Source organism: Paenibacillus algorifonticola, from assembly GCF_000971975.1.
In the GTDB taxonomy this organism is placed as follows: Bacteria; Bacillota; Bacilli; order Paenibacillales; family Paenibacillaceae; genus Pristimantibacillus; species Pristimantibacillus algorifonticola.
The window spans coordinates 89,368-110,837 of record NZ_KQ040780.1; the positions used below are offsets into that span (position 1 = coordinate 89,368).

A 21,470-nucleotide genomic window follows, 5' to 3' on the forward strand; every position below is an offset into this window, starting at 1 on the left:
GGATAACCATTTTCGATGTAAAAAATGAAAATTTCCTATAGGATTCCTTTTAATTTGCTTAATAACCTAAATTTATGCAGTTTTCCATCCGATATTAGAAAAATAGGATAAGAAAATGTTGGAATTTTATCCAAACAAGGGCGCGCACGGCCGCAATGTCTGTGTACGGGAGCTCAGCAAATGAACGGGAGTGAGACATGTGATGAAGTATGCGGATGAGAAGGTCATTGCCATGTTGTTCGGAGGAGACGAGGAGGAGCGAGAGAAGGACCGTAAGGGAGAGGACTCGCCATCGCCATCGCTTGAAGGGATGACGCTTCACGTTCAAGGGGAGCGTCACCAGTTTGCACGCCGCTTCATCCCTGGAGGGGAAGCTTCGATTGTGCTGTCGCAAGCGTTTACGGTGATGGATGAGGAGACGGCAAGGCTGAAATATCCTGCGGAGCGGCGGCCCAAGCTGATTTTCACCAATGAGCAAACCTCGATTAACGTCGCTTTCCAGCAGACGGGCTTTGAGATTGAACCTGACGATGTGGAGGAATTCAGCGGGACGATGCTTGCCGTACTCAAGCGCTCGCAGCCTGCTGCGCGTTGGTTCCATGAAGGCATGCGGGAGGTCGGCGGGAAGCCGGTCGCTTTTTTCGCCTATTTGACGCCTGCGCTGGACTGCAACCTGTACAATCTGATGCTGCTTGCTGAGCTGAATGGGAGGGCCATCGCCTGTACATTCAATTGCATGGAAGAGGAAATGGATGACTGGAGAAAGCTCGGGGAAGCGATGCTGGCCTCGATTAAATGGCATCTGCCCGAACAGGAAGGTGATCGGTTATGAGTACCAATATTATTGCCCCGCATAATGTGCAGATTGCCCCATTCGAGCTTGTCCACATGCTGTCTCTATCGGTCGAGAAAAAAATCAATGAGCATGCGAAGCTGGTGTTTACCGGCATTGTGTCGGAGGAGCTGAAGGACAGCTACGTGGAAATGACCGACTCCGAGACGGAGGTTGAGGTGAGCCAGCGGGATGAAGAAGGTGGATTGTCTCCGCTATTTTACGGCTTGGTGCAGCGCATTGAGGTTAAGGCCGTACGCGATGTTTATGTGCTGAAGGTAGAGGCGCTGTCCCATACTTGCCAGCTCGATCTGGAGAAGCATACCCGTTCCTATCAGGATACGGGTATGACGTACAAGGCGCTCATTGATCAAATGGCTGCGAGCTATCCCGGCATGGATGTGCTGGATACCGCAACGCAAGGGGCCAGTCTGGGCAAGTTCACCTTGCAGTATCAGGAGACGGATTGGGCGTTTCTCAAACGAATGGCTTCACGATTTCAGGCGGGCCTGATGCCGTCGGCTATGTTCCATTCGCCTAAAGTATTTCTGGGAACGCCGGATGGCGATGCTGCCGGAAAGCTGGAGGATATGCCCTACAGCGTGCGCAAGGATGTGCTGCATTACCGGCGGATGTGCAAAACCGGCATGCAGGGCGTGACGGAGCAGGACTTTATTTTTTATGAGATTGAGACGACGCAGTGGCTGCTGGACTTGGGACAATGCATCACCTTCAAAAAGCAGCAGCTTTATGTGTGTGAAATGCACAGCCAGTGGAAGGAAGGCATGCTGTCGCATCGCTACTTGCTCTGTTCGGGCAGGGGGCTAAGCCAGCCGCCGCTCTATGCCTCGGCTCTCACCGGAGCTTCACTGCAAGGCAAGGTGCTGGCGATAGCCAAGGACACCGTGCAAATTCATCTGGATATTGATGAAAAGCAGGACCCGGGCACGGCTTACTGGTTCCCTTATTCCTCCGTGTATACGGCGGAAGGGGGGACGGGCTGGTACTGCATGCCGGAGAAGGGCGACCAGGTCAGGGTGTATTTTCCGAGCGGCAAGGAAGAGAACGGCATTGCATCAAGCTCCGTCCGGCAAAATGTCGAGGAGGGCGAGCATAACAAGCTGGGCAATCCCGACCATAAGTTTTTTCGTACGCCAGCAGGCAAAGAGCTGAAAATGACACCTGAGGAAATCATTATTACCGGCAAGGATGGGGAAGTGTTCATCCGGCTCAGTGATGAGGGCGGCATTGAAATTATGAGCAAAAAGAAAATTACGATCAAGGCCGAGGAAGATATCGCCATTGATTCACAGCAGAAGGTGCTCATTTCCGCCAAGGATGAAATCAGCCTGACCTGCAAGGAAAGCCTGATCAAGATGGACGGCAATACGACGATTAAGGGCAAGGAGCTAAAGACGAATTAAAGTTGCACAGTATGCAAACACAGCATAAACCAACCTACACACGCAAGGGGAGAGCTTACGGGAGAAGTCATAAGAGAAATGACAATTGATCGGTGAAAGGGGAGCGGTTCATGCAGGAAAATCGGCTCGAGCTATTTGAGGAGCAGGTGGCTGAAGAGCTTAGCCAGCGGGCGCTGCTGGCGTTGGAGCGGTATTTTACAGCGCACAGGGATCGGCTTGCGGAGCTGTTCATTCAATCGTTTGAGCAGCTATGCCTTCATATCAGGAGAAGGCAGCAGCAGGGACTGCAAGGAAAGCTGGGGCATATCACCTATTCGCTGCTGCGGACGGAGCTGCTTGCGGGCAGCCCGCTTTATTTGGCGGAGGCAACTGATCGAACGTGGTATATGGATGAAAATAGCTGCTTTGGCAGTTACGATGCAAGCTGGGCTTTTCGTGATCTGGCTGGACTGGAGCAGGAGCTTCTAGCTGAGGCTAGGGGCTACTTCCCAGATTCAGAGGCTGCGCTGCAGGCAGAGGCCATTCGGCTGAGGACAGCGGTGCAGGCGCATCGCTACGTCATTAGCTTAATCCGCTATGCAATGCCGGAGGCGGCGAAGCTGCAAGCTTACAGGGAGCTCTCGAAGGAAGTGGAATGCGAGGTGCGCGCTGGCGAGTACATGGATCAGAGCGAGACGGTGTACAAGGAGGATTTTCGCCAAAAAGAGGCTGCCGAGATTCGCGCTTACTTGGAGCAAAAGCAGGAGCTGGCCTACACCTATGAGGTGTTTGCAGGGCTGGATTTGGCCCGTGGCCATTATGCGGGCATTCAGGCGCTGTATAGCGATTTTCGCGGCAGCGACCTTTCGCATAGCTCGTTTGAAGGAGGAGCGCTAGTCGGAGCTAAGCTGAGCTTTAGCAAGCTCACGCAGGCGAGCTTTCGCTACACGCTGCTGTGCGAAGCGGATTTTAGCGGAAGCGAGCTGCGGGGAGCGGATTTCAGCTATTGCTGCGGGCCAAGCGGACAACGCGATCCGTTCGTATGGGAGCATCCGGGCTTTGTGCCGCTGCGGTTTAATGGCGCGGATTTGAGCGGGGCTGATTTTACGCTCGCAAATGTGAAGGGAGCAAGCTTTATCGGGGCTAATCTGGATGGCGCGATATTCGAGCAAGCGAATATAGAGCAGGCATTGTTTAGTGCAAGTGCCCGCAGCAGGGCTTCATTCAGCAAAGAGCAGCTGGCACAGGCGATCTGGATCGAGGAGGACGGAGCATGAGGAAGGGCTTGTTCGTCATGATGCAGGATCAGCGAATAGTCGATGCAATGCGCCCGATGGACAGTGATGGAGTGCTAACGGAAGCACTTGCTGGCCCTAAGGGAGGCGCGTTGTTTTTCAAACCCGATAGCTCCCAAAGTATAGCGCCGCTGCGGCTGGTGGAGCAGAAGCGGGCTGTTGCCGTCGATTTTATCCAGAAGCCGGCGCCGCTCGTCTCGGACATGGTGAAAGAGGTGCTGGCAAAGTATGCGCCGCGCGCATTGTTTCGTTCGGTCGTGCTTGTCGATCCGGCGAGCGGCATACAAGCGTCGTATTGGCTGCTGGAGCGTCCGCTCGTCCATTGCCTGGCTGCGCAAACCGAATTTTTTCCAGATGGGACCTGTAAACGGCTGGTGGTTGATCCGGCAAAAGCAGGCAAACATCCGTTTTTGAAAATTGGCGGCCTGCGTGAGGATGTGACGCTCGTGCAGCTTGGTGTGGCCGAAAGCCTGCTGCGCAGGGAAGTAACGGGCATTCGATTCACGAAGGTGCAGCTTCAACTATCCGAAGAGGAGCGATGGGGATGAGCGGTGATGGAAACGGTTCAGCAAATATTATAGCAGGCCAAGGGGCGTCTGAGAGCTATGTGGTGGCCGGAGCGATTATTTCCTGCAATTGGGGCACGAAGCGGATGCGTCTCAAGACGCCCCTTAGCCACGGCGTTTATATTCAAAAGCAAGCGCAGCTTAATATTGGCGATTATATGCTGGGGACGAATATAATGCCTTTTGAACGGTGCATGAGCCAGTCGAATCCGGCTGTTGTAGCGGCAGGCGGCATTGCGCCGTGTACCCCGATTATTGCACTGCCATGGACGAACGGCAAAACGGAAACGAAGGTTGGCGGGCTCCCCGCGCTGCTCAGCTGCTCCAAAAATTCATGCCTGTACTGCGGCACGATCTCAATTGAAGATGACGGGCAGGGCGTATAGGCATGCGGGCGTCAGAGGAAGGAGGGGGCGGGAATGTCCACAGAAAAAAAGGCCATCGGCTATGAGCAGCTGCGACTGCAATGGCCGTATGCCGTGCAGCAGATTCAAGGGCTGCGCATCGAAAAACGCGTCAATGAGCATGCCCTTCTATGGGTGAGCGGCATCCTTCCCGAGGAACGGGAGGATCAGGATTTGCAGCTCGTCAGCGAGCAGGATCAGGTCGAGCTGCATCAGGTGGATGAGCAGGGCGGCATGGTGCGGATTTTGTTCAGCGGGACGGTCGCGAATTTTCTGGTGCGAGCGGTCCGCAGTGTGTATACGTTCGAGCTTACGGTGCTGTCGCATACGAGCAGCATGGATCTAGAGCGCAACACGCGCTCCTTCCAGCATGGGGAAATGAAATATGAAGAGCTGCTGAAGACGGTGCTGGCGGCTTATCCGAAGGCCGATACGATTAACGAAGCGGCGCATAATGAAAAGCTGGGCGAGCTGACGCTGCAGTATGAGGAGACGGATTGGGCTTTTTTGAAGCGTATGGCCTCGCGCTTTGGGGCTGTTCTCGTGCCGGAGGCTGCCGCTGCATCGCCTAAGTTCTGGTTCGGCTTAGGCGAAGGGCGGCTTGTGGAGCTGCCACTGCATGCCTATACAATTGCAAAAACACTGTCGCCCTATCGAAAGGCGGCTGCTCTAGGCGAGGGCGAAGCTTTAAGCGAGCAGGATTTTCTCGGCTATGAGGTCGTCAGCGAGCAGGTGCTGCAAATCGGCGATCGGGTAGAGGTAAAGGGGCGCGAGCTGGCTGTTGCTGAGGTAGAGGCGGAGCTGCGGCAGGCGCTGCTCCTCTTCACCTATAAGCTGCTGCCCCCGTCCGGCATTCGCCAAAGCGAGCTGTTTAATGAGCAGGTCGTAGGCGCAGCGCTGGAAGGGCGAATTCTTGAGGTGAAAAACGCGGCTGTGCGCGTTCAGCTCGATGTGGATGCGGAGCAAAAGCAGGAGGAAGCAAGCTGGCTTCCGTACGCATCGGTCTATGCATCGGAGGACGGGAGCGGCATGCACTGCATGCCTGAGCAGGGCGACGCGGTGCAGGTATATTTTCCGAGCCGTCAGGAAGGGGAGGCGATGGCGCTCAGCTCGGTGCGCAAGAGTGGGCAGGACTCCCCTAAAATGGCGGATTCCAGCGTCAAATCATGGACGACTCCGTATGGCAAGGAAATGAAGCTCGCCGGGCAGGAGCTTTCGCTTATTGCCCAGGAAGGCGTGCTGTTCATTCAGCTGCATGAGGAGAATGGCATTGAAATTCGCAGCGATACGGCGATTGCGATTAAATCGGAGGAGCCGATTGAGCTTTCCTCGGAAACAAATCTGGAGATTACGGCGCAGGAAGGGCTGTATCTCGTCTGCGGCAACAGCAGCATCGTGATGGACGGAGACACGGATGTGCTTGCCGACGAACTGCTGCTGGTCGGCACGTATTTTGCTCCCGTCGTTGTAGAGGATCTCAATGAGGAGGAAGTGCTGCCTGTACCGCTGCCCGAGCCGCCGCCTCCAGAGCCGGAGGAGCCGAAGAAAAAAGGCGGCTGGCTCGGCACGCTGCTCGATGTCGTGCAGGTCGGGCTGGATATCGCGGGCTGTGTGCCGGGGCTTGGCGTAGTCGCGAACGTGGCAAATGCGGCGATTTCTGTTGGACGCGGCGACTATCTAGGCGCGGCGATGTCTATGGCGTCCTGTATTGTGCCGGGAGCAGGGCCAGCGCTCAAGGGAGCGAGAATGGCGAAAAATGCCGCCAAAGCCGGCAAGGCGATGATGAAGGCCGCGGATGCCGCCAAGACTGCCGGCAAGACGCTGAGTGCGGCGCAAAAGGCGTTTAAGTCCACATCGGCTTTCACGAAGCAGATGGTGACCGGTATTAAGGCGGTAGACGGCAAGGTGCTGACGGCAGCGCGCAAGGTCGGCAGCAATTTGGACAAGCTGGAGCAGGTGCAGAAGCTCAAGAAGGTGATGAAGCTGCCGGGCGTCGAGCAGGCGCTTGATTTTGCCGGAGATATGGCTTTGGATTATGTTTTGGAGAAGACCGGGCTTGAAAATCTAGCGTATTTGTCCTATCTCGGCGGAGGCAAGAAAAGGGGCGGAAAACGCGGGAAAGGCAAAGGGAAAAGCTCAGGGAAGGCGAAGGGCAATAGCAAGAGCAAGGACAGTAATAAAAGCCAGAACAAGCCGTCGAAGAAAATGAATCAGGAAAAGCAGAAGAAGGCGAAAAAGGAATCTGCCAAAAAAGATCCGAGCAAGGCGGATAAGCGCAGCTGTAAAAATGACCCGATCCATGCTGGCTCAGGCGGGCAATTTATTATCCATCCCGCGCTCAAGCTTTATGGCGCGGACACTTGGACCTTCGAGATGCATTACCATTCGCTGCTGGAAACGGGCGGAGCGATGGGCGCCGTATGGACGCATAACTTTGAGCTGGCTCTTACGTTTGAGGAAGATGAAGCGGATGCGGCGGCAGTGGAAGCCGATCGTGTGGCAAGCAAGGAGGCAGAAGCTGCGCTTGATAAGGTGCTGCTTGCGAAGCAGTCTGTTGCCGAGGCTAATCCGCTCGGCATTACGGTCTGGCGGACGAAAAGCCGCCGCAACCGTTTTGTAAGACAGGCAGACGGAGTTTATCGGAGTGCGGATACCGATGTGCTTGGCGAGGAACTGCGGCAGGAGCCGGAAGGATATGTGCTGTGGCAGCGTGAAACGCAGGAGCGGATTTATTTTAATCCGGCAGGTCAGGCATTGAAATGGGTGAATGCTCATGGGCAGGCACTGGAGATGCGTTATGATGCGCAGGGACGGCTCGCCAGCTTAACGGATGCTATTACGCGGCAAGCGCTGAAGCTGACTTACGATACGCAAGGACTGCTCAGCCGCGTGAGTGAGGGCAAGCGAATCATTCGGATGCAATATAATGCCTCCCATCAAATGACGCGTTATATCGATGCGAATGGCAATGAGACGGATATCGGCTACCACTGGAATGGCAAGCTGGAGCGGATGAGTGTAGGCGGAGCGATCCAATACGAGAATACGTTTGATGAGTTTGGCCGCATTACGAGCCAGTCGGATGCATCCGGCGCCATCGCGTATTTGGACTATGATGTGGAAAGCCGCTTTGGCTACACGATTACGACGGCAATCGATCGACTGGGCGCGGTTGAAGTGCTGGTGCATGATGATCAGCTTCAATTGGTGGAGATCGTCCAGAAGGACGGCAGTCTCGTTCAGCTGGCATACAACGCGCAGGGTAAGCTGATATCGGAAACGCAGGCGGATGGCAGCGCAGTTGCGATGGCCTATGACGACTACGGGCAGCTGATTAGCATGACGGATGCGCTAGGCCATGTCACGAGCTACGTTTACGACGAGCAGGGGCTGCTCGTTAGTGAAACGGATGAGGAAGGGCGGACGACCGCTTATGCCTATGATAGTGGCGGGCGACTAGCTGAAATCATTCGCGCGGATGGCGCAGTAGCGAAAATGACGTACAATGCGAACGGACAGCGAGAAAGCTACGTCGATTTTAATGGTGTAACGACCTCGTATGCCTACGGCCCGGATGGGCGCGTACTGCAAATAAAAGACGGCGAAGAGCGTATGATGGTCGTGGAATATGACCTGTCGGGGCGGGTTGCCAGTCTGGGCTATCCGTCAGGAGGAACCATATTACGCGAGTATGATGCAAATGATAATTTAGTCAAAGTTATCGATCCGTTGAAACGGGTATATGCTTTTGGCTATGATGCGTTTGATCGAAAGACGCTGGAGACGCTGCCTTCTGGTGCGACAATCGTCTATGTATACAATGCGAATGGCTTGCTGGAGCGTGAAAAGGATGCGCTCGGACAGGTGACCGCCTATCGTTATGATGCCGAGGAACGGCTGGTGGCGCGGACGGATGCGCGCGGCGGGCAGACACAGTATGAGTGGGATGCAGCGGACAATTTGGTCGCCGTTACGGATGCGCTCGGAAGGACGGAGCGTTTTGGCTATGATGGGCTGGGCCGGGTCAACGCCATGTGGGATGCCAGCGGAGTACAAATCACGCAGCTCGATTATGACGCGGCAGGCAATCGGGTGGCGGAAATCAATGCGCTTGGCCAAGCGACGCGTTACCGTTTTAACAAAGCGGGACAGATTGCCGTGAAGGAAAACGCGAACGAGCAGCAGACGACGTTTGCTTACGATGCGGCGGCCCGAATCACGGAGGTCATGGAGCATGACGAAGCGACGTATCGCCAGAGCTATGACGGCGAAGGGCAAATTACGAGCTATACCGATGCGAATGGCAATGAAACGAAGCTGTCGTATGACCGCAGTGGTCTGCTGGAGCAGGAAGAGACTGCGACAGGCGAGGTGCTGCGCTTCTCGTATGACAATCGCGGCTGGCTGAAGGGAAGGGCGAATGCGCGAGGCCAGCAGGCAGCGTATGGCTATGATGCCGCAGGCCAATTGAAATCCATAAAGGATGAAGCGGGGCAAATTGGCCTCAGCTATAATATCGACGGGAATGTTATTCGGGTAGAAGAAGAAGGGCGCGTGAAGCGGCGAACATTCGACATTTTGGGGCGCCTCACCTCCTGTCAGGACAGCAATGGCCAGACGATTCGCTACGCCTATGATGAAGCCGGAAATTTGCGGGTCATGACTTACCCAGACGGCAAGCAAGTAACGTATTCGTATGATCTTGCAGGCCAGATGACGCAGGTGAAGGACTGGCGTGGACGTGTGACCCGTTACAGCTATGATGTGAACGGCAGGCTGGTACGAACCGAGCGTCCGAATGGAAGTATAGAGCAGCGAAGCTATGATGCACAGGGCCAGTTGGTGCGGCTGTGGGATATTAACCGACAGGGCGTCATGTTACAGCAGTATCGCATGACATACAATGAGCTGGGCCAACTGGTGGAAGAGGAAGAAAAGCAGTACACCTACGATAATTTGCGCCGCCTTGTGAGCGGAGCGATGCCGGGACGCAAGCTGTGGTACAGCTACGACCTCGGCGGCAACCTGACAGAAGCGGGCGAAGCGCCGCTGGCTGCGACAGCGATGAGCTATGCGCAGGATAATCGTCTTGCCACAGTGAACGGCAAGGACGTCGTATATGATGCGGACGGGAATTTGCTCGTTTTGCCCATGGTGCTGGAGAAGGATGTTCAGGCAGAGACAGCGACATATCGGTACGATGCGCGGAATCGTCTGACGCAGGCTGGACGAACCAGCTACACCTACGATGCCGAGCAAGTGCGCATGTCGGTGACATGGCGCGGACAGACGACACATTATGTGACGGATCAGGTGGAAGAGCTGAGCCGGGTGCTGTTAGAACAGGATGGGCGCGGCGAGACGAAGGCTTATTTTGTGTATGGAGCGGAAGGGCTTATCGGTCGCGAAGACAGCATGGGCCGCTATCAGAGCTATCACTATGATTTGCGCGGCAGTACGACGCTTCTGTCGGATGAGAACGGGCGCGTGACAGACCGATACACGTACGGATTGTATGGGGAGCGGGAGCATCACGAAGGGACAACGCGGCAGCCGTTTTGCTATAATGGACGGGACGGCGTCATGACCGATCCGAACGGCCTTTACTACATGCGGGCGCGGTATTACCATACTGGCATCAAGCGGTTTTTGAACCGGGATGTGCTGCGCGGAAGCATTGTAGAAGGGCAGACCTTTAACCGGTTTGGGTATGTGAATGGCGATCCGGTGAGTTTGATTGATCCGTTTGGATTAGAGGCAATGAGTGAGTGCTCCAAGGGGAAGGCTAAAGATAAAGCTGTAGTAATTACTCTTAAGTATGATAAAAAAATGCCTAAAAACGAATTTGAAAGAAAGGCAAAAAAATTAAAAGAACTAGGGGATCAAGGTTTATTATACAAAGCTCAAAATCCTGTATCTAGAGACCCTAATATTACAAAACAATATCGACAAGACATGATAAAGAGAATATGGAATCAATACGGCAAGGGAAATCCTGTTTTTGCTAAAAAATTAATTAAAAGAATAACTAGTGATATGCAGCCGGATCATGTTTGGGAATTACAATTAGGTGGGCCTGATACTGTTAAGAATTTAAAATTTTTAGATACATTTACGAACTGGCATATAGGTGTTAAGCAAATTAGACCGCAGATTCGAGACTTGCCTACAGGTACAAAAATTAAAATTAAAATTGATATGGGAGGGTAAGAAAAATGGACGAAAAATTACTATCTATTATTAGAAAGTTGAGAGGAAATTTGCTGGATGAGCCCGAAAGTATAATCTATGCTGAAATAAATGAAGGTAATACAAAAATTATTACAGATAACGATTATCTTAAAGCATATTATGATTTTTTAAGGGAAGCTGATGGTGCACGATGTGGAATGTTCGACCTGTGGTCATTTGGAGAGTTATCAAAGCATCAATTTCGTATATCTGATTTCTCTGGAGCAGAAGAAAAATGGATTGAAATTGGACAGGTTTTATATGAACCGGTAGTAATTAATAAAGAATCTGGACAAGTATACCTATTCAATCAAGAAGAACCTGATACTGAAGGGAGAGACCTAGGATCTGTAAGTGATTTTCTGGCCAATTATGTATTCGGTCCCCAATACGGTGAGTTAGTACCGAATGCTGATTCTGAAGAATGGTATCTATTCCTTAAGAAGAATTTACCGTTGTAGTTGTAAAGATGATAATTCTTTTCAGCCAAAAATTTAATGACAATGATCTTGGACTGTCAAGCACTAACTTTTAGATTGAGCCCGATTAAAAACTGTTTTGAGAAATTGAAATAATAATTTATAAGTCTATTCCGACTGGCAATTTGAGAAGGAATAGGCTTTTTTCTTAAATCTTACTTTTAACCGCTCTGGTCACGTGAATGGCGATCCGGTGAGTTTTATTGATCCGTTTGGGCTGGAAGCGCTAAGTGGATGTAAAGCATGGAAAGATAAAATTGTACTTCCTAGCAAACCTCATAGCAATAAAACGGAAGGGCACTGGTTTGCAAGTAAAAGGAAAGCAGTTGAGGAAGCTAAAAAGGAAGATACTGTTAAAGTCTATTTGAATAAAGGTTTGCAGAATGAAGTTCCTGGAGCAAAAACAAATCGACCAGATGTTATGGTGGTTAAATCTGATGGTAAAATAAACCAGTATGAAGTTCCGAGTAAAACAGATGACCCAGCTGCACTAACACAGCGAATGATTGATAATAGAAAACAGCTAGGAAATAGAGCTGGAAGCATTCAAATTTTACCTATAAAGAAAAGGTGATGTTTTATGGAGAGCAAATTAAAAACGACAATAGCTTTATATGGCGAAATTAATGTCAAAGGAGATGAGTTATGGGGTTGGTATCAGACTGCTTTGAAAATGAATGAGGATTTCGGGTTTCCTTCAACCCATCTTGGCGTTATTGGTGAAGTATTTAAATCTGGGAAATTAACTACACTCAAGAGGACAGAACAGAAGCTTAAAAAATCACTAAGTGAGGGAGATGAATTAGAAATAATATCCGTTTATTCTCTTCCTAAAGAGTTTACGCAAGCCGCATTTGATTATAATACGTTTATTTGTATTAATAAAAGTCAGGATAACCAATTTGTCGCAATTTCGATCCCAAGTGAAAATTACTTAAGTATTAATGTTAATGAAATAATAAGAACTCTAGGAGTATTTATTAAATGTGATAATGTAGAAATATTTGAATTATCAGCATTAGAAAGTCCGTTTATCTATGCTTCAAGAGTAAATCCAGCATCGGATTTCAAAAGTTTGAAAATAATTGAAAAAATGAAATTTTAACAACTTTTAACCTTGAGTGGTCTATGACCATTCAAGGTTTTTAAAGAGGGAGAATGTTCTATATTATGGACTAATCGAAGAGTATTTTTAAACTGCGGATAATATCTTTAGATGTTTATATCAAACTAATACGAATTATATTATTGAAAAGCTTATTCTAACTGGAATTTTGGGTAGGAATGAGCTTTTTTCTTGCACCTAGGCTTTTAACCGGTTTGGGTATGTGAATGGTGATCCGATGAGTTTTATTGATCCGTTTGGGCTCAGTGCTTTGAGTAGTTGTAGGGCAGCTAGATTGAAAAAGAAAAGCTTTTAGGATCACCATATAATAAGTGATAAAAACAATGCCAAAAATCATGCTCTTATCAAAGCCGCTGGATATGATCTCCATTCAAGAAATAACAAAATGTTTTTACCTACTGATGGTACATTGCATCCAACTAGAAGTATTCATAAGGGAAAACATGCGAAAAAGGTTAGTGAAAACCTGGCAAGACAAATGGACGAGGTTCTACAACATGGAAAAGATAATAATTGGAGCCAGCAGCAGTATAATGATGCTTTGCGTGATCTAGTGAGTAAAGAAAGGCAGTTACTCAGAGATGGAAGTAGAGCGCTAAATAAAAATAAACGAGCGTGGGCAAAAAAATTATAAATTTGGGGTGATTTTTGTGATATGGATTTGGTCAATTCCTGAAAATTGGGCAAACAAAAGAATAGGAGAGTATGTAGAGAATAGTGGTGCAGATAGATTTATATTTAGAGAAGCTAGAAAAATTACAGAAGATATTATAGTTCCCAAAGTTATATTTGAATGTGCTGAAAAATATTTATATGATGTATTGCCCAATAGTGGATCTCTAATAATTGTTTCTGAAAATGTTGTGGAAATCATGGAGAAAATTTGTCCAAATGATATAGAAATTTTCGATGCAAATGTATATGTAGGAGATAAAAAAATTTTAAACTATTTCCTTATTAATATTTTGCATGCTGTAGACATATTGAATAAAGATGAATCTAAATATTCAACTATTAAGGGAACAAATGCAATTTTAGGGTTCGATAAAATTGTTTATAATCATAATGATATACCCAACCATCATATTGTTAGAAATGCTGATTATCGTTCACATGTTCTTGTATCTGATGAGTTAAAAGAAGCATTTGAACAATCAAAAATTAAGGGAGTTCATTTCAGCATAGACTGAAATTTTTTTTCTAACCTAATTGTGCTTAAAAATATAAAGGTTGTGACAAACATGGAGGGTGAAAATGAATGATACCTTAAAAAACATTATCAACAAAGTTAAAGAAAGACTCGAAAGCAATCCAGATAGTATTCTTACTGGACAGATTAGGAAAGGTAATCCGAATCCTAACGTTGAGAATAGTAGCGAAATTTCAGTTGAATATATTGAGTTTTTACAAGAATGTGATGGGGCATCTTTCGGTGAAATTGATCTTTTCCCTTCAAGCGAATTATCTAAAAATCAATTTTATGTGGAAACATTAAAAGGGGGGAAGGAAACTTGGCTGTTCGTAGGACTTATTCTGTATGAACCTATTGTAATAAACAAAACCAATGGGGATGTGTATAGGTTTTACAGGGACATACCGACAAATATGCCACAAGAATGCTTTGGTAGTTTCAATAACTTTCTTATGGAATATGCATTTGGAAAAAAGTATATGGACATAGCAGCAGTTGATCGAGATAATGATTGGACAATTCTTCTAGCTGAATTGGGCTTATTATAATGAAGACATGTTGATATGAGATCTAAAGTTGGTTGTAGTTAGATATGGTTTATTAGAGTAGTCTATTTGCAACTTAGAATAATGTAAGAAGTAAAACCTTGATTGGTTACTCACCCATCAAGGTTTCTTTTTTTGTAAGTGGTAGGTGATATTTGCACCTATGATTTAACTAGAAATATGACGGATCAGATGGAAGAGCTGAGCCGGGTGTTGTTAGAGCAGGATGGACGCGGCAAGATGAAGGCTTATTTTGTGTATGGAGCAGAAGGGCTTATTGGGTGGGAAGGCAGCGTGTGCCGCTACCAGAACTATCACTATGATCTGTGCGAAAGCATAGTAGAAGGACAGATCTTTAACTGGTTTGGGTATGTGAATGGCAAAAATATTTAGGAGACAGAGCAGGCAAAACTGAAATTCTAAATATAAGGAAACGGTGATACGATTGAACAAAAAGTTAAAAACCTCCATAGTTCTGTATGGAACAATTACGGATTACATTGTATTCTTTACCTCAGGAATTTTCACAAGCCATTTTTGATTTTAAGACTTTTATGTGTATGGACAAGGGGTTGGGTTCAGATAACCATATTATTATATTCACTGTGCCTAGTGAAAGTTATGATAGGGTTAAGGTGGACCAATATATTCAAGATATGATGAATTACATGAATTGTGTTAGCGGAGAAATATTTGAAATGTCCGTGCTAGAATCTCCATTCTTTTATGCTTCAAAGTTGAATAACCCTTCAGATTATAAAAGTTTAAGGATAATAAAAAAAATTGAATTTTAATAATTGGTTACCTTGATAGGCTTAAGCTTATCAAGGTTTCTTTTTAAAAACTTCTACAATGATGCGGAGCAAGTGCGCATGTCGGTAACGTGACGCGGACAGACGACACATTATGTGACGGATCAAGTAGAAGAGTTCAGCCGGGAGTTTTTAGAGCAGGATGGACGCAGCGAGACGAAGGCCTATTTTGTGTATGGAGCGGAAGGGCTTATCGGGCGGGAAGACAGCAGGGCCGCTACCAGAGCTATCACTATGATTTGCACGGCAGCACGACGCTGCTGACCGATGAGAACGGACGCGTGACGGATACGTATGGTTTGTATGGAGAGCGGGAGAGTCACGAAGGGACAACGCGGCAGCCGTTTTGCTATAATGGACGGGACGGCGTCATGACCGATCCGAATGGTCTTTACTACATGCGGGCGAGGTATTATCATACCGGCATCAAGCGGTTTTTGAACCGGGATGTGCTGCGCGGAAGTATTGTAGAAGGGCAGACTTTCAACCGATTTGGGTATGTGAATGGCGATCCGGTGAGTTTTATTGATCCGTTTGGTTTGAATAAGAATAGTAGTTGTAAAGATGGGACAGGAGATAGGGCTTTTTGTAAGTAAGCGTCAAACTCTCCACACCTTCAACTACTAACCTAGCTATGAGATCATGAGATTAACCTGAATACGGAGGGTAACTCATGAATGCCAAAGAACAACGCAGACAAGATTGGCACACACGTATCGCAGCCTATCGGGCAAGTGGCCTCACGATGAAAGCTTGGTGCTCCGCAAATCATTGTTCTGTCGAACAATTGAAATACTGGCTGTACAAAATAAAGCGTGTATCATCCTCAGCTACTCCAGATCCAAAGACTTCTCCCGTACAGTTTGTACCTCTTGCCACTGTAAATCCACCTGGCAGCGTTTCTCCTGCTCCTTCTCTAACCTTTCATATCGGTGAAGCCAGTATCGAGCTTCATTCCGGCTTTGACCCAATGCTTTTGCGCGAAGTGATTCACGCGCTTACTTCACCATGCTGACCTTTCCAAGCAATCAGCGAGTGTTTCTTGCTTGTGGTTCCACCGATCTGCGCAAGTCGATCGACGTACTTGCTGCCATCGTTCAGGAAAGCTTTGGTCTGAATCCGTTCTCCTCCGGCTTATTCGTATTCTGTAACCGGGCATGCAACAAGCTCAAAATTCTATATTGGGATCACAATGGGTTCTGGCTTTACTATCGCCGCCTAGAACGTGGCAGATTTCAATGGCCTACAGGCAAGGAAGAAGTAGTAGCCATTTCCAGCAGGAAGCTTCGCTGGCTGCTGGATGGTCTTTCACTTAGCCAGCGGCAAGCCCATCCCAAGGTTAATGCCGTTACCGTCATTTAGACACATCTTTGTAATCATTTCGTCATAGACACTTACAGGAATTGGTTTTTTTTCTATCTAATGAGTAAAGTATGGAAAAACATGCAGATACGCCAACCATCGAATCCCTACAACAACATATCATCGAACTATCGGCTAAGCTCAAATGGTACGAAGAGCAGTTCCGCTTAGCGCAGAAGAAGCGTTTCGGTGCTTCCAGCGAGCAGACGCATCCGGATCAATTAGAACCCCCGTTGTTCAACGAAGCCGAAATGATTGCAGCACCTGTTGGTGAAGAGCCGCGGTCTGAACAAATTACCTACGAGCGGCGCAAATCATCCGGCAAGCGAACAGAGGATCTCTCCAAGCTTCCAGTAGAAACAATCACCTATTCACTGGAGGAAGGCGAGCAAGTATGTGCGTGCTGCGGTGGGTTCCTTCACGAGATGAGTACAGAGACGCGCAATGAAATTGCCGTTGTACCGCCACAAGTGAAGGTCATCCGTCACGTGCGAAATGTGTATGCCTGCCGTCATTGTGAACGTGAAGATATTGAAACCCCGATCGTCACAGCTGCGATGCCAAAACCTGTTTATCCGGGAAGTTTGGCATCACCGTCGAGCATGGCTTACGTTATGAGCCAGAAATACGTCGACAGCTTGCCGTTATACCGGCAAGAGCAGCATTTCGCGCGTCTAGGATACACGTTATCTCGTCAGACAATGGCGAATTGGATGATCTATGGTGCACAGAAATGGCTCATGCCATTGGTCTCCATGATGAAAGCTTATCTGCTAAGGCAGGATGTGCTTCATGCAGATGAGACGACGCTGCAGGTGCTGCGTGAGCCTGGGAAGTCTGCTCAATCGTCCTCGTATTTGTGGCTGTATCGCACCGGACGCGGTGTAGCGCCGGCGGTCATCTACGATTACCAGAAGACACGTGGCGGCGAGCATCCACAAATCTTCTTATCCGGGTTCAAAGGTTACCTGCATGTCGATGGTTATGCGGGCTATCATAAGGTTCCTGGTGTGACTCTTGTGGGGTGCTGGGCACATGCGCGGCGTAAATACGATGAAGCGTTGAAAGCAGCCCCGCCAGCGACGAGAGGTAACAAGGATTCGGTAGCGCTAGTCAAGGACTGGCTTACTGCAATGCTCTCTTCGCCATTGAGCGCGAGCTGAAGGATGGTCGGCTCGAGATCGATAATAATCGCAGTGAGCGTTCGATCAAGCCATTCGTAATCGGAGAAAGAACTGGTTATTTGCGAATACGCCTCGCGGCGCGAAGGCAAGTGCGGCGATCTACAGCGTCATCGAGACGGCGAAGGAAAACGGACTTCTTCCTAAAGTACCTGTTCGAGCAGCTTCCGCAGCTTCCGGATTCACAAAATCCAGAGGCGCTCGAGCCTTATTTGCCATGGTCATCTATGCTTCCGATTACTTGTCGCGTTATGGGATAGGTATCGCAAAACTTTTGGTCTTAGATGGAGATGGAGCTAGTTATACGTGATGGGACGGTTACCGACCTAATACATACGAGACAATCGTGTTGTCATGAATATCCAGAATGGCGCTTAAATAAGCTTTTTGAGCACTCCCGTATCTAAATTCCGTTATATCCTGCAAAGCATCCGGACCGTGCTCCATATACTTCTTGACCCATTGGTACACTTGATGATAGGAAACCTGATACTGTTCCGCTGTCTTCCGGTAGTCATGATCGTGGGCAAGACAGTAAAGAACAATGTCTATTCGTTCCTGATGATTGGTAGACCGCCCCTTGCTCATAGCTTTCGCTTCCCCTTTATAGGCTTTTAAGCCGCTTGAAGTTTAAGTTCTGCAGAATAACTCCGAGTGTGGGAATGAATTTCTAACCCCTCAATTCCGTACAACTCATAGCGATGTCGCCATTTCACTAAGGTGGTAACGCTGATGTTATGTTTTTTTGCTACTTCCACACGGCTGCTCTGTCCTGCTTTTAACTCCTGTATGATGGCTAGTTTCTCAATCGCATTGTATTCGTTCTTCTTAGACAAAGGAAAACTCCCCTTCAAGTAGCGGTTTATTTATTAAACCTGTCTACTTGAAGGGGAGCATATCAAAATCGGTAGCCTGTTCCGTAATTTATAGCGAGGTTACGAACTTCACCTCCGGAAAGCGGCTATCCGGTCCTTTCATTAAGATTCCGCCTTGATTTTTCAGATACATATCGAAGAAATCCAGCATATAGGCATTGATAACGGAGTTCGCTCTTTCGGGCGCAATCTTTCCTGTAATGCCCAGCATTTTGAAAATCGGAGAAATGAACTGTACGTCGGCAAAATTCAAATGCTCCGTATTTTCGATATAGAGGACTTGTCCCCCTTCGTCGACCGTTTCGCGCATCCGTTCAAGCTCCAACTTTTTATCTTCCGTTACTTGATCCTCCCACTCTCTTGTTGAGCCCATACGGTTAAGCTCTGCATCCGTGTAGACCCGGTTATCCATCACCAGTTTTAATTTTTCGGAATAGCTTTCCGAGTTGATGAACAAAAACGGCTTTCGCAGACCCTCTCTGTCACGCAGTCGATAAAGCCCTCCATCAAGGTCTATTCCAACCGCGATTCGCGGATCGTAAGAAGCGTCATAGGCCGTCGCTCCGCCGATGGAATGACCGAACACCCCGACATGACCGAGATCAATCCTCCCTTTTAGATGACTTGGAATCTGCCCCGATTGGATGAGCTCGAATTGGTCCAGCGCAAACGCCACATCGCCGGTTAGAACTTTTCCCAACTTGTCGCGATTTCCTCTACTCGTCCGGTAATCATGGTCGGGCGAGAATAAGTCGTTGGTTGTGCTGGTCGTGATTCGACCGTCCGGAAACTCGGTTGCAAATGTATTGTAGGTGTGGTCGATCACTGCCACGATATATCCGTGACTCGCGAGATTTTCGGCTTGCGACGTGTGGAGGAACCTGGAAGAGCCGTTGCCGGGATTCGCAAGGATCAGCGGGTATGAAGTCTGTGCCGAAGAGACTTCGGCCCCCGAATAAGCATGACTGGATACGTACTTCAGGTGTTGAAAAGTAAACCCGGGAAGGCCATAGTTCGCGGCCATATAACGTAAAATCTGGGTATCGGGAATAAAGGGAGCGTACTTGCCGGTGCCAGCCGGATACCATACCTGAACCATCAATTCCCTCTTGCCTGTCGCGGTTTTTCCAAATGTCTCCTCCCGGCTTGGATCGATGAAATGAAAGACTTGCGTGCCTACCTTCAACTCGCCGGTTGGCGCCGGAAAATCGAATACGGGAAACACATAGAGGAAGCACCCCGTTGCGATTAGCCCAATCACGATAAAAAGGCGGCCCAGCACCCTACGGATTCGCGAGGCAGTCCGAACGACTTTCGGCGTTATGAAAACGTCTATAAGCGAAAGCATAAGCATCAGGATCGTAAATCCGTATAAAAATAAAAGCTGAACCCTGTATCCTTCGACAAGCAAATGTATCACTAAAAAAATGGAGCCTGCTCCGCTTGTCAGGAGCAAAGCTGATCTTCGGATACGTTGATTGAAAATGAACAGGAGTGCCAACAAACAAGCACTTGAAAAGAATAGCAGTATTTCAAAAAACCTCACGCCAACTCCCCCTTAAAAATAATCCTATCAATGGATTAGTATAGAGGAGCAGCTAGGTTGATACCATTGATCTAGATGACAATTGCCTTACACTCTTGTAAGGTTGCGCGACGATGGCGCAGAAAACGGCATGTAATGTGCTGATTCGTGCCTTTCGGCCGGGGTTGTTTGTTTCACAATTGTGAAGCCAGCTCAATTCTTTGCGAAATATCATAGACGAACCCTCCTTGCTCGCATAAAAAATTAATCATCCAATATCTCCTATAGTAAAGTGTTAAACCTTAGCTACTAATGACTATATCCCTCCAATCTCCGATACAATGATTTTCAGAACTCGGCTTCTTGCTTCGTTTATGGAAGGATTCAAAGGCGAGATTGACCGAGACAGCGGAAAAAATGCGGATTTAAGTGAAGATGTTATGTTGCAATATGCTGTTATGTAGGGGTAATTGAGTGGTGGATCCGGAAAGGAATGCCCCATCCGCCGCATGTCATGGCCAACGGATGTTGACATTACAGCGGACATAGAAAACAGACCCCGTCGCTGGGGTCTTTTCGCTGTGCGGTTTCGGAATGGTGAGGATGAACGGAAATCGCAGCATACAATCTCTGCGTGATTTGCTCCATGGCCGCTTGCGAAGGATGAACCAGATCAATCGATTGGTTTTCCGGCGACGATCCAGGAGCTTTGGACAAGCTGTTACCTCGGTCAGCATCACTTCCGCTAACTTGTTAAATCATAATTCAGCATAACTTAGCCCTCATCTAGTTGAACAGGTGGGGGCTATTTGACGCTTGCTTTTGTAAAGCATATGGTTATTACGTTGGAGATAAATCCATTTGATAAAATAAATCCATTTAAATAAAAATATGGAGGTGCACAAATGTTTATTAGGGGACTTCATTTTGATAATTGGGTTAATGGCAGAGACAAAGGGGAATTTATACATGATCAAAATCAAGATTTGAATTGGGAAATGATTGAGAAAATACTTACGGAACTTAATGGGGATAACAAAACGCAGGTCTTGCTAAGTAAGGATGAAGATATTCATATGGGGATAGGTGGCGGTAATTCGGGTTTATACAATGTATATGCGACTTTCGACAATATATCCTTTTTTAATCTATTAGATTCATCAAAATCCGAAGATAAAATTATTCAACTTGTAACAGGGGGACAGCAAGGAGAGTTTTCTGCGAATAATTGTGTTGATTTGGAAACGATGCTTAAAGCTGCTAAACTATTTGCGCTAGAAGGGGAAATTAATGATAGTTTAAATTGGCAGTATGAAGAATAGTTAGAGGGGAATAACTAGTTTTGAAATGGTAACCAATGGCGAATAATGCACTTTACTTTATGATCATGAATATAATCATTGTTCTAACTATGAAAGATTTTGATGCGAGGTACGCAAGGAATCCATTTTATACCTAAATAACGTTAAAGCGTTATATGGAGCGGGTCAATTATGGTCGAATACTACCTTGATTGACCTTTTTTTATTTATAAGTTAAGTTGCTGGACGAAATGCTGCCGTAATTGTTTTGCAATACAGGCATCAAACGATTTGGGATTAATGGGGTTAACATTCAGAATACTTGAATCTCCACCTGCTGG

At 47.8% G+C, this 21,470-nt stretch carries 20 protein-coding genes and 2 pseudogenes; 19 read left to right on the top strand and 3 right to left on the bottom strand.

All coding sequences use genetic code 11. The features are described from left to right. The first annotated feature begins 199 nt into the window (after positions 1–199). From WH37_RS02995 to tnpC, 17 genes and pseudogenes are all read left to right on the top strand, one after another. Positions 200–832: a hypothetical protein gene (locus tag WH37_RS02995; protein ID WP_143088552.1), complete on the top strand. Its 633-nt coding sequence runs from the start codon at positions 200–202 to the stop codon at positions 830–832. Continuing rightward, positions 829–2,256: a phage baseplate assembly protein V gene (locus WH37_RS03000; RefSeq protein ID WP_046229081.1), complete on the top strand. Its 1,428-nt coding sequence runs from the start codon at positions 829–831 to the stop codon at positions 2,254–2,256. The genes WH37_RS02995 and WH37_RS03000 overlap by 4 nt, the downstream gene beginning before the upstream one ends. 110 nt (positions 2,257–2,366) lie before the next feature. Further along, positions 2,367–3,512: a pentapeptide repeat-containing protein gene (locus tag WH37_RS03005; RefSeq protein ID WP_052736770.1), complete on the top strand. Its 1,146-nt coding sequence runs from the start codon at positions 2,367–2,369 to the stop codon at positions 3,510–3,512. Further along, the gene (locus WH37_RS03010) at positions 3,509–4,078 is read left to right on the top strand and encodes a hypothetical protein (protein ID WP_052736771.1); all 570 of its coding nucleotides are present in this window, start codon (positions 3,509–3,511) and stop codon (positions 4,076–4,078) included. The genes WH37_RS03005 and WH37_RS03010 overlap by 4 nt, the downstream gene beginning before the upstream one ends. Then, positions 4,075–4,482 (top strand): DUF4280 domain-containing protein, encoded by a 408-nt coding sequence (locus WH37_RS03015; RefSeq protein ID WP_046229082.1) that lies wholly within the window; start codon positions 4,075–4,077, stop codon positions 4,480–4,482. The genes WH37_RS03010 and WH37_RS03015 overlap by 4 nt, the downstream gene beginning before the upstream one ends. 33 nt (positions 4,483–4,515) lie before the next feature. Next, a complete protein-coding gene (locus WH37_RS33290) occupies positions 4,516–10,710 on the top strand; it encodes an RHS repeat-associated core domain-containing protein (RefSeq protein ID WP_052736772.1) in 6,195 nt (2,064 codons plus the stop codon). Between the two features lie 5 nt (positions 10,711–10,715). Continuing rightward, positions 10,716–11,192 (top strand): hypothetical protein, encoded by a 477-nt coding sequence (locus WH37_RS03025; protein WP_046229083.1) that lies wholly within the window; start codon positions 10,716–10,718, stop codon positions 11,190–11,192. Between the two features lie 211 nt (positions 11,193–11,403). Continuing rightward, positions 11,404–11,784: a hypothetical protein gene (locus WH37_RS03030; protein ID WP_046229084.1), complete on the top strand. Its 381-nt coding sequence runs from the start codon at positions 11,404–11,406 to the stop codon at positions 11,782–11,784. A 6-nt stretch (positions 11,785–11,790) separates the two neighbouring features. Then, a complete protein-coding gene (locus WH37_RS03035; RefSeq protein ID WP_046229085.1) occupies positions 11,791–12,315 on the top strand; it encodes a hypothetical protein in 525 nt (174 codons plus the stop codon). 328 nt (positions 12,316–12,643) lie between these two features. Beyond that, positions 12,644–12,970, top strand: a complete 327-nt coding sequence (locus tag WH37_RS03040; protein WP_269431266.1) for an AHH domain-containing protein — start codon at positions 12,644–12,646, stop codon at positions 12,968–12,970. A gap of 16 nt (positions 12,971–12,986) precedes the next feature. After that, positions 12,987–13,526, top strand: coding sequence for an imm11 family protein (locus WH37_RS03045; RefSeq protein WP_046229087.1), 540 nt, complete (start codon positions 12,987–12,989; stop codon positions 13,524–13,526). A 64-nt stretch (positions 13,527–13,590) separates the two neighbouring features. Next, positions 13,591–14,076, top strand: coding sequence for a hypothetical protein (locus WH37_RS33295; protein WP_052736773.1), 486 nt, complete (start codon positions 13,591–13,593; stop codon positions 14,074–14,076). Between the two features lie 138 nt (positions 14,077–14,214). After that, a complete protein-coding gene (locus WH37_RS03055; RefSeq protein WP_156182211.1) occupies positions 14,215–14,466 on the top strand; it encodes a hypothetical protein in 252 nt (83 codons plus the stop codon). A 490-nt stretch (positions 14,467–14,956) separates the two neighbouring features. Continuing rightward, entirely contained in the window at positions 14,957–15,481 is a 525-nt protein-coding gene (locus WH37_RS03065) for an RHS repeat-associated core domain-containing protein (protein WP_082110634.1), read from the top strand. A 77-nt stretch (positions 15,482–15,558) separates the two neighbouring features. Beyond that, a complete protein-coding gene (gene tnpA, locus WH37_RS34380; RefSeq protein WP_074904864.1) occupies positions 15,559–15,900 on the top strand; it encodes an IS66 family insertion sequence element accessory protein TnpA in 342 nt (113 codons plus the stop codon). Further along, on the top strand, positions 15,894–16,247 hold the full coding sequence (gene tnpB / locus WH37_RS03070) for an IS66 family insertion sequence element accessory protein TnpB (RefSeq protein WP_046229091.1): 354 nt from the start codon (positions 15,894–15,896) through the stop codon (positions 16,245–16,247). Before tnpA ends, tnpB begins: the two co-directional genes overlap by 7 nt. 71 nt (positions 16,248–16,318) lie before the next feature. Continuing rightward, positions 16,319–17,688 (top strand): annotated as a pseudogene (tnpC, locus tag WH37_RS03075) (IS66 family transposase). Positions 17,689–17,746: 58 nt separating this feature from the next. On the opposite strand, the gene WH37_RS35300 reads toward tnpC, so the two are convergent. The 3 genes from WH37_RS35300 to WH37_RS03085 all read right to left on the bottom strand — a co-directional run bounded on the left by WH37_RS35300 (position 17,747) and on the right by WH37_RS03085 (position 19,849). Continuing rightward, positions 17,747–18,016, bottom strand: a complete 270-nt coding sequence (locus WH37_RS35300) for a helix-turn-helix domain-containing protein (RefSeq protein ID WP_052736774.1) — start codon at positions 18,014–18,016, stop codon at positions 17,747–17,749. Positions 18,017–18,042: 26 nt separating this feature from the next. Next, on the bottom strand, positions 18,043–18,264 hold the full coding sequence (locus WH37_RS36265; protein ID WP_063837996.1) for a helix-turn-helix domain-containing protein: 222 nt from the start codon (positions 18,262–18,264) through the stop codon (positions 18,043–18,045). Positions 18,265–18,352: 88 nt separating this feature from the next. Then, the gene (locus WH37_RS03085) at positions 18,353–19,849 is read right to left on the bottom strand and encodes an alpha/beta hydrolase family protein (protein WP_046229092.1); all 1,497 of its coding nucleotides are present in this window, start codon (positions 19,847–19,849) and stop codon (positions 18,353–18,355) included. A gap of 326 nt (positions 19,850–20,175) precedes the next feature. Here WH37_RS03085 and WH37_RS36270 point away from each other — a divergent pair. After that, positions 20,176–20,360, top strand: a pseudogene (locus WH37_RS36270) (TetR-like C-terminal domain-containing protein); the annotation flags it as partial. Between the two features lie 373 nt (positions 20,361–20,733). Continuing rightward, positions 20,734–21,150 carry an Imm1 family immunity protein gene (locus tag WH37_RS03090; protein ID WP_046229093.1) on the top strand — a complete coding sequence of 139 codons (417 nt, stop codon included), beginning with the start codon at positions 20,734–20,736 and terminating at the stop codon, positions 21,148–21,150. Positions 21,151–21,470 lie beyond the last annotated feature (320 nt).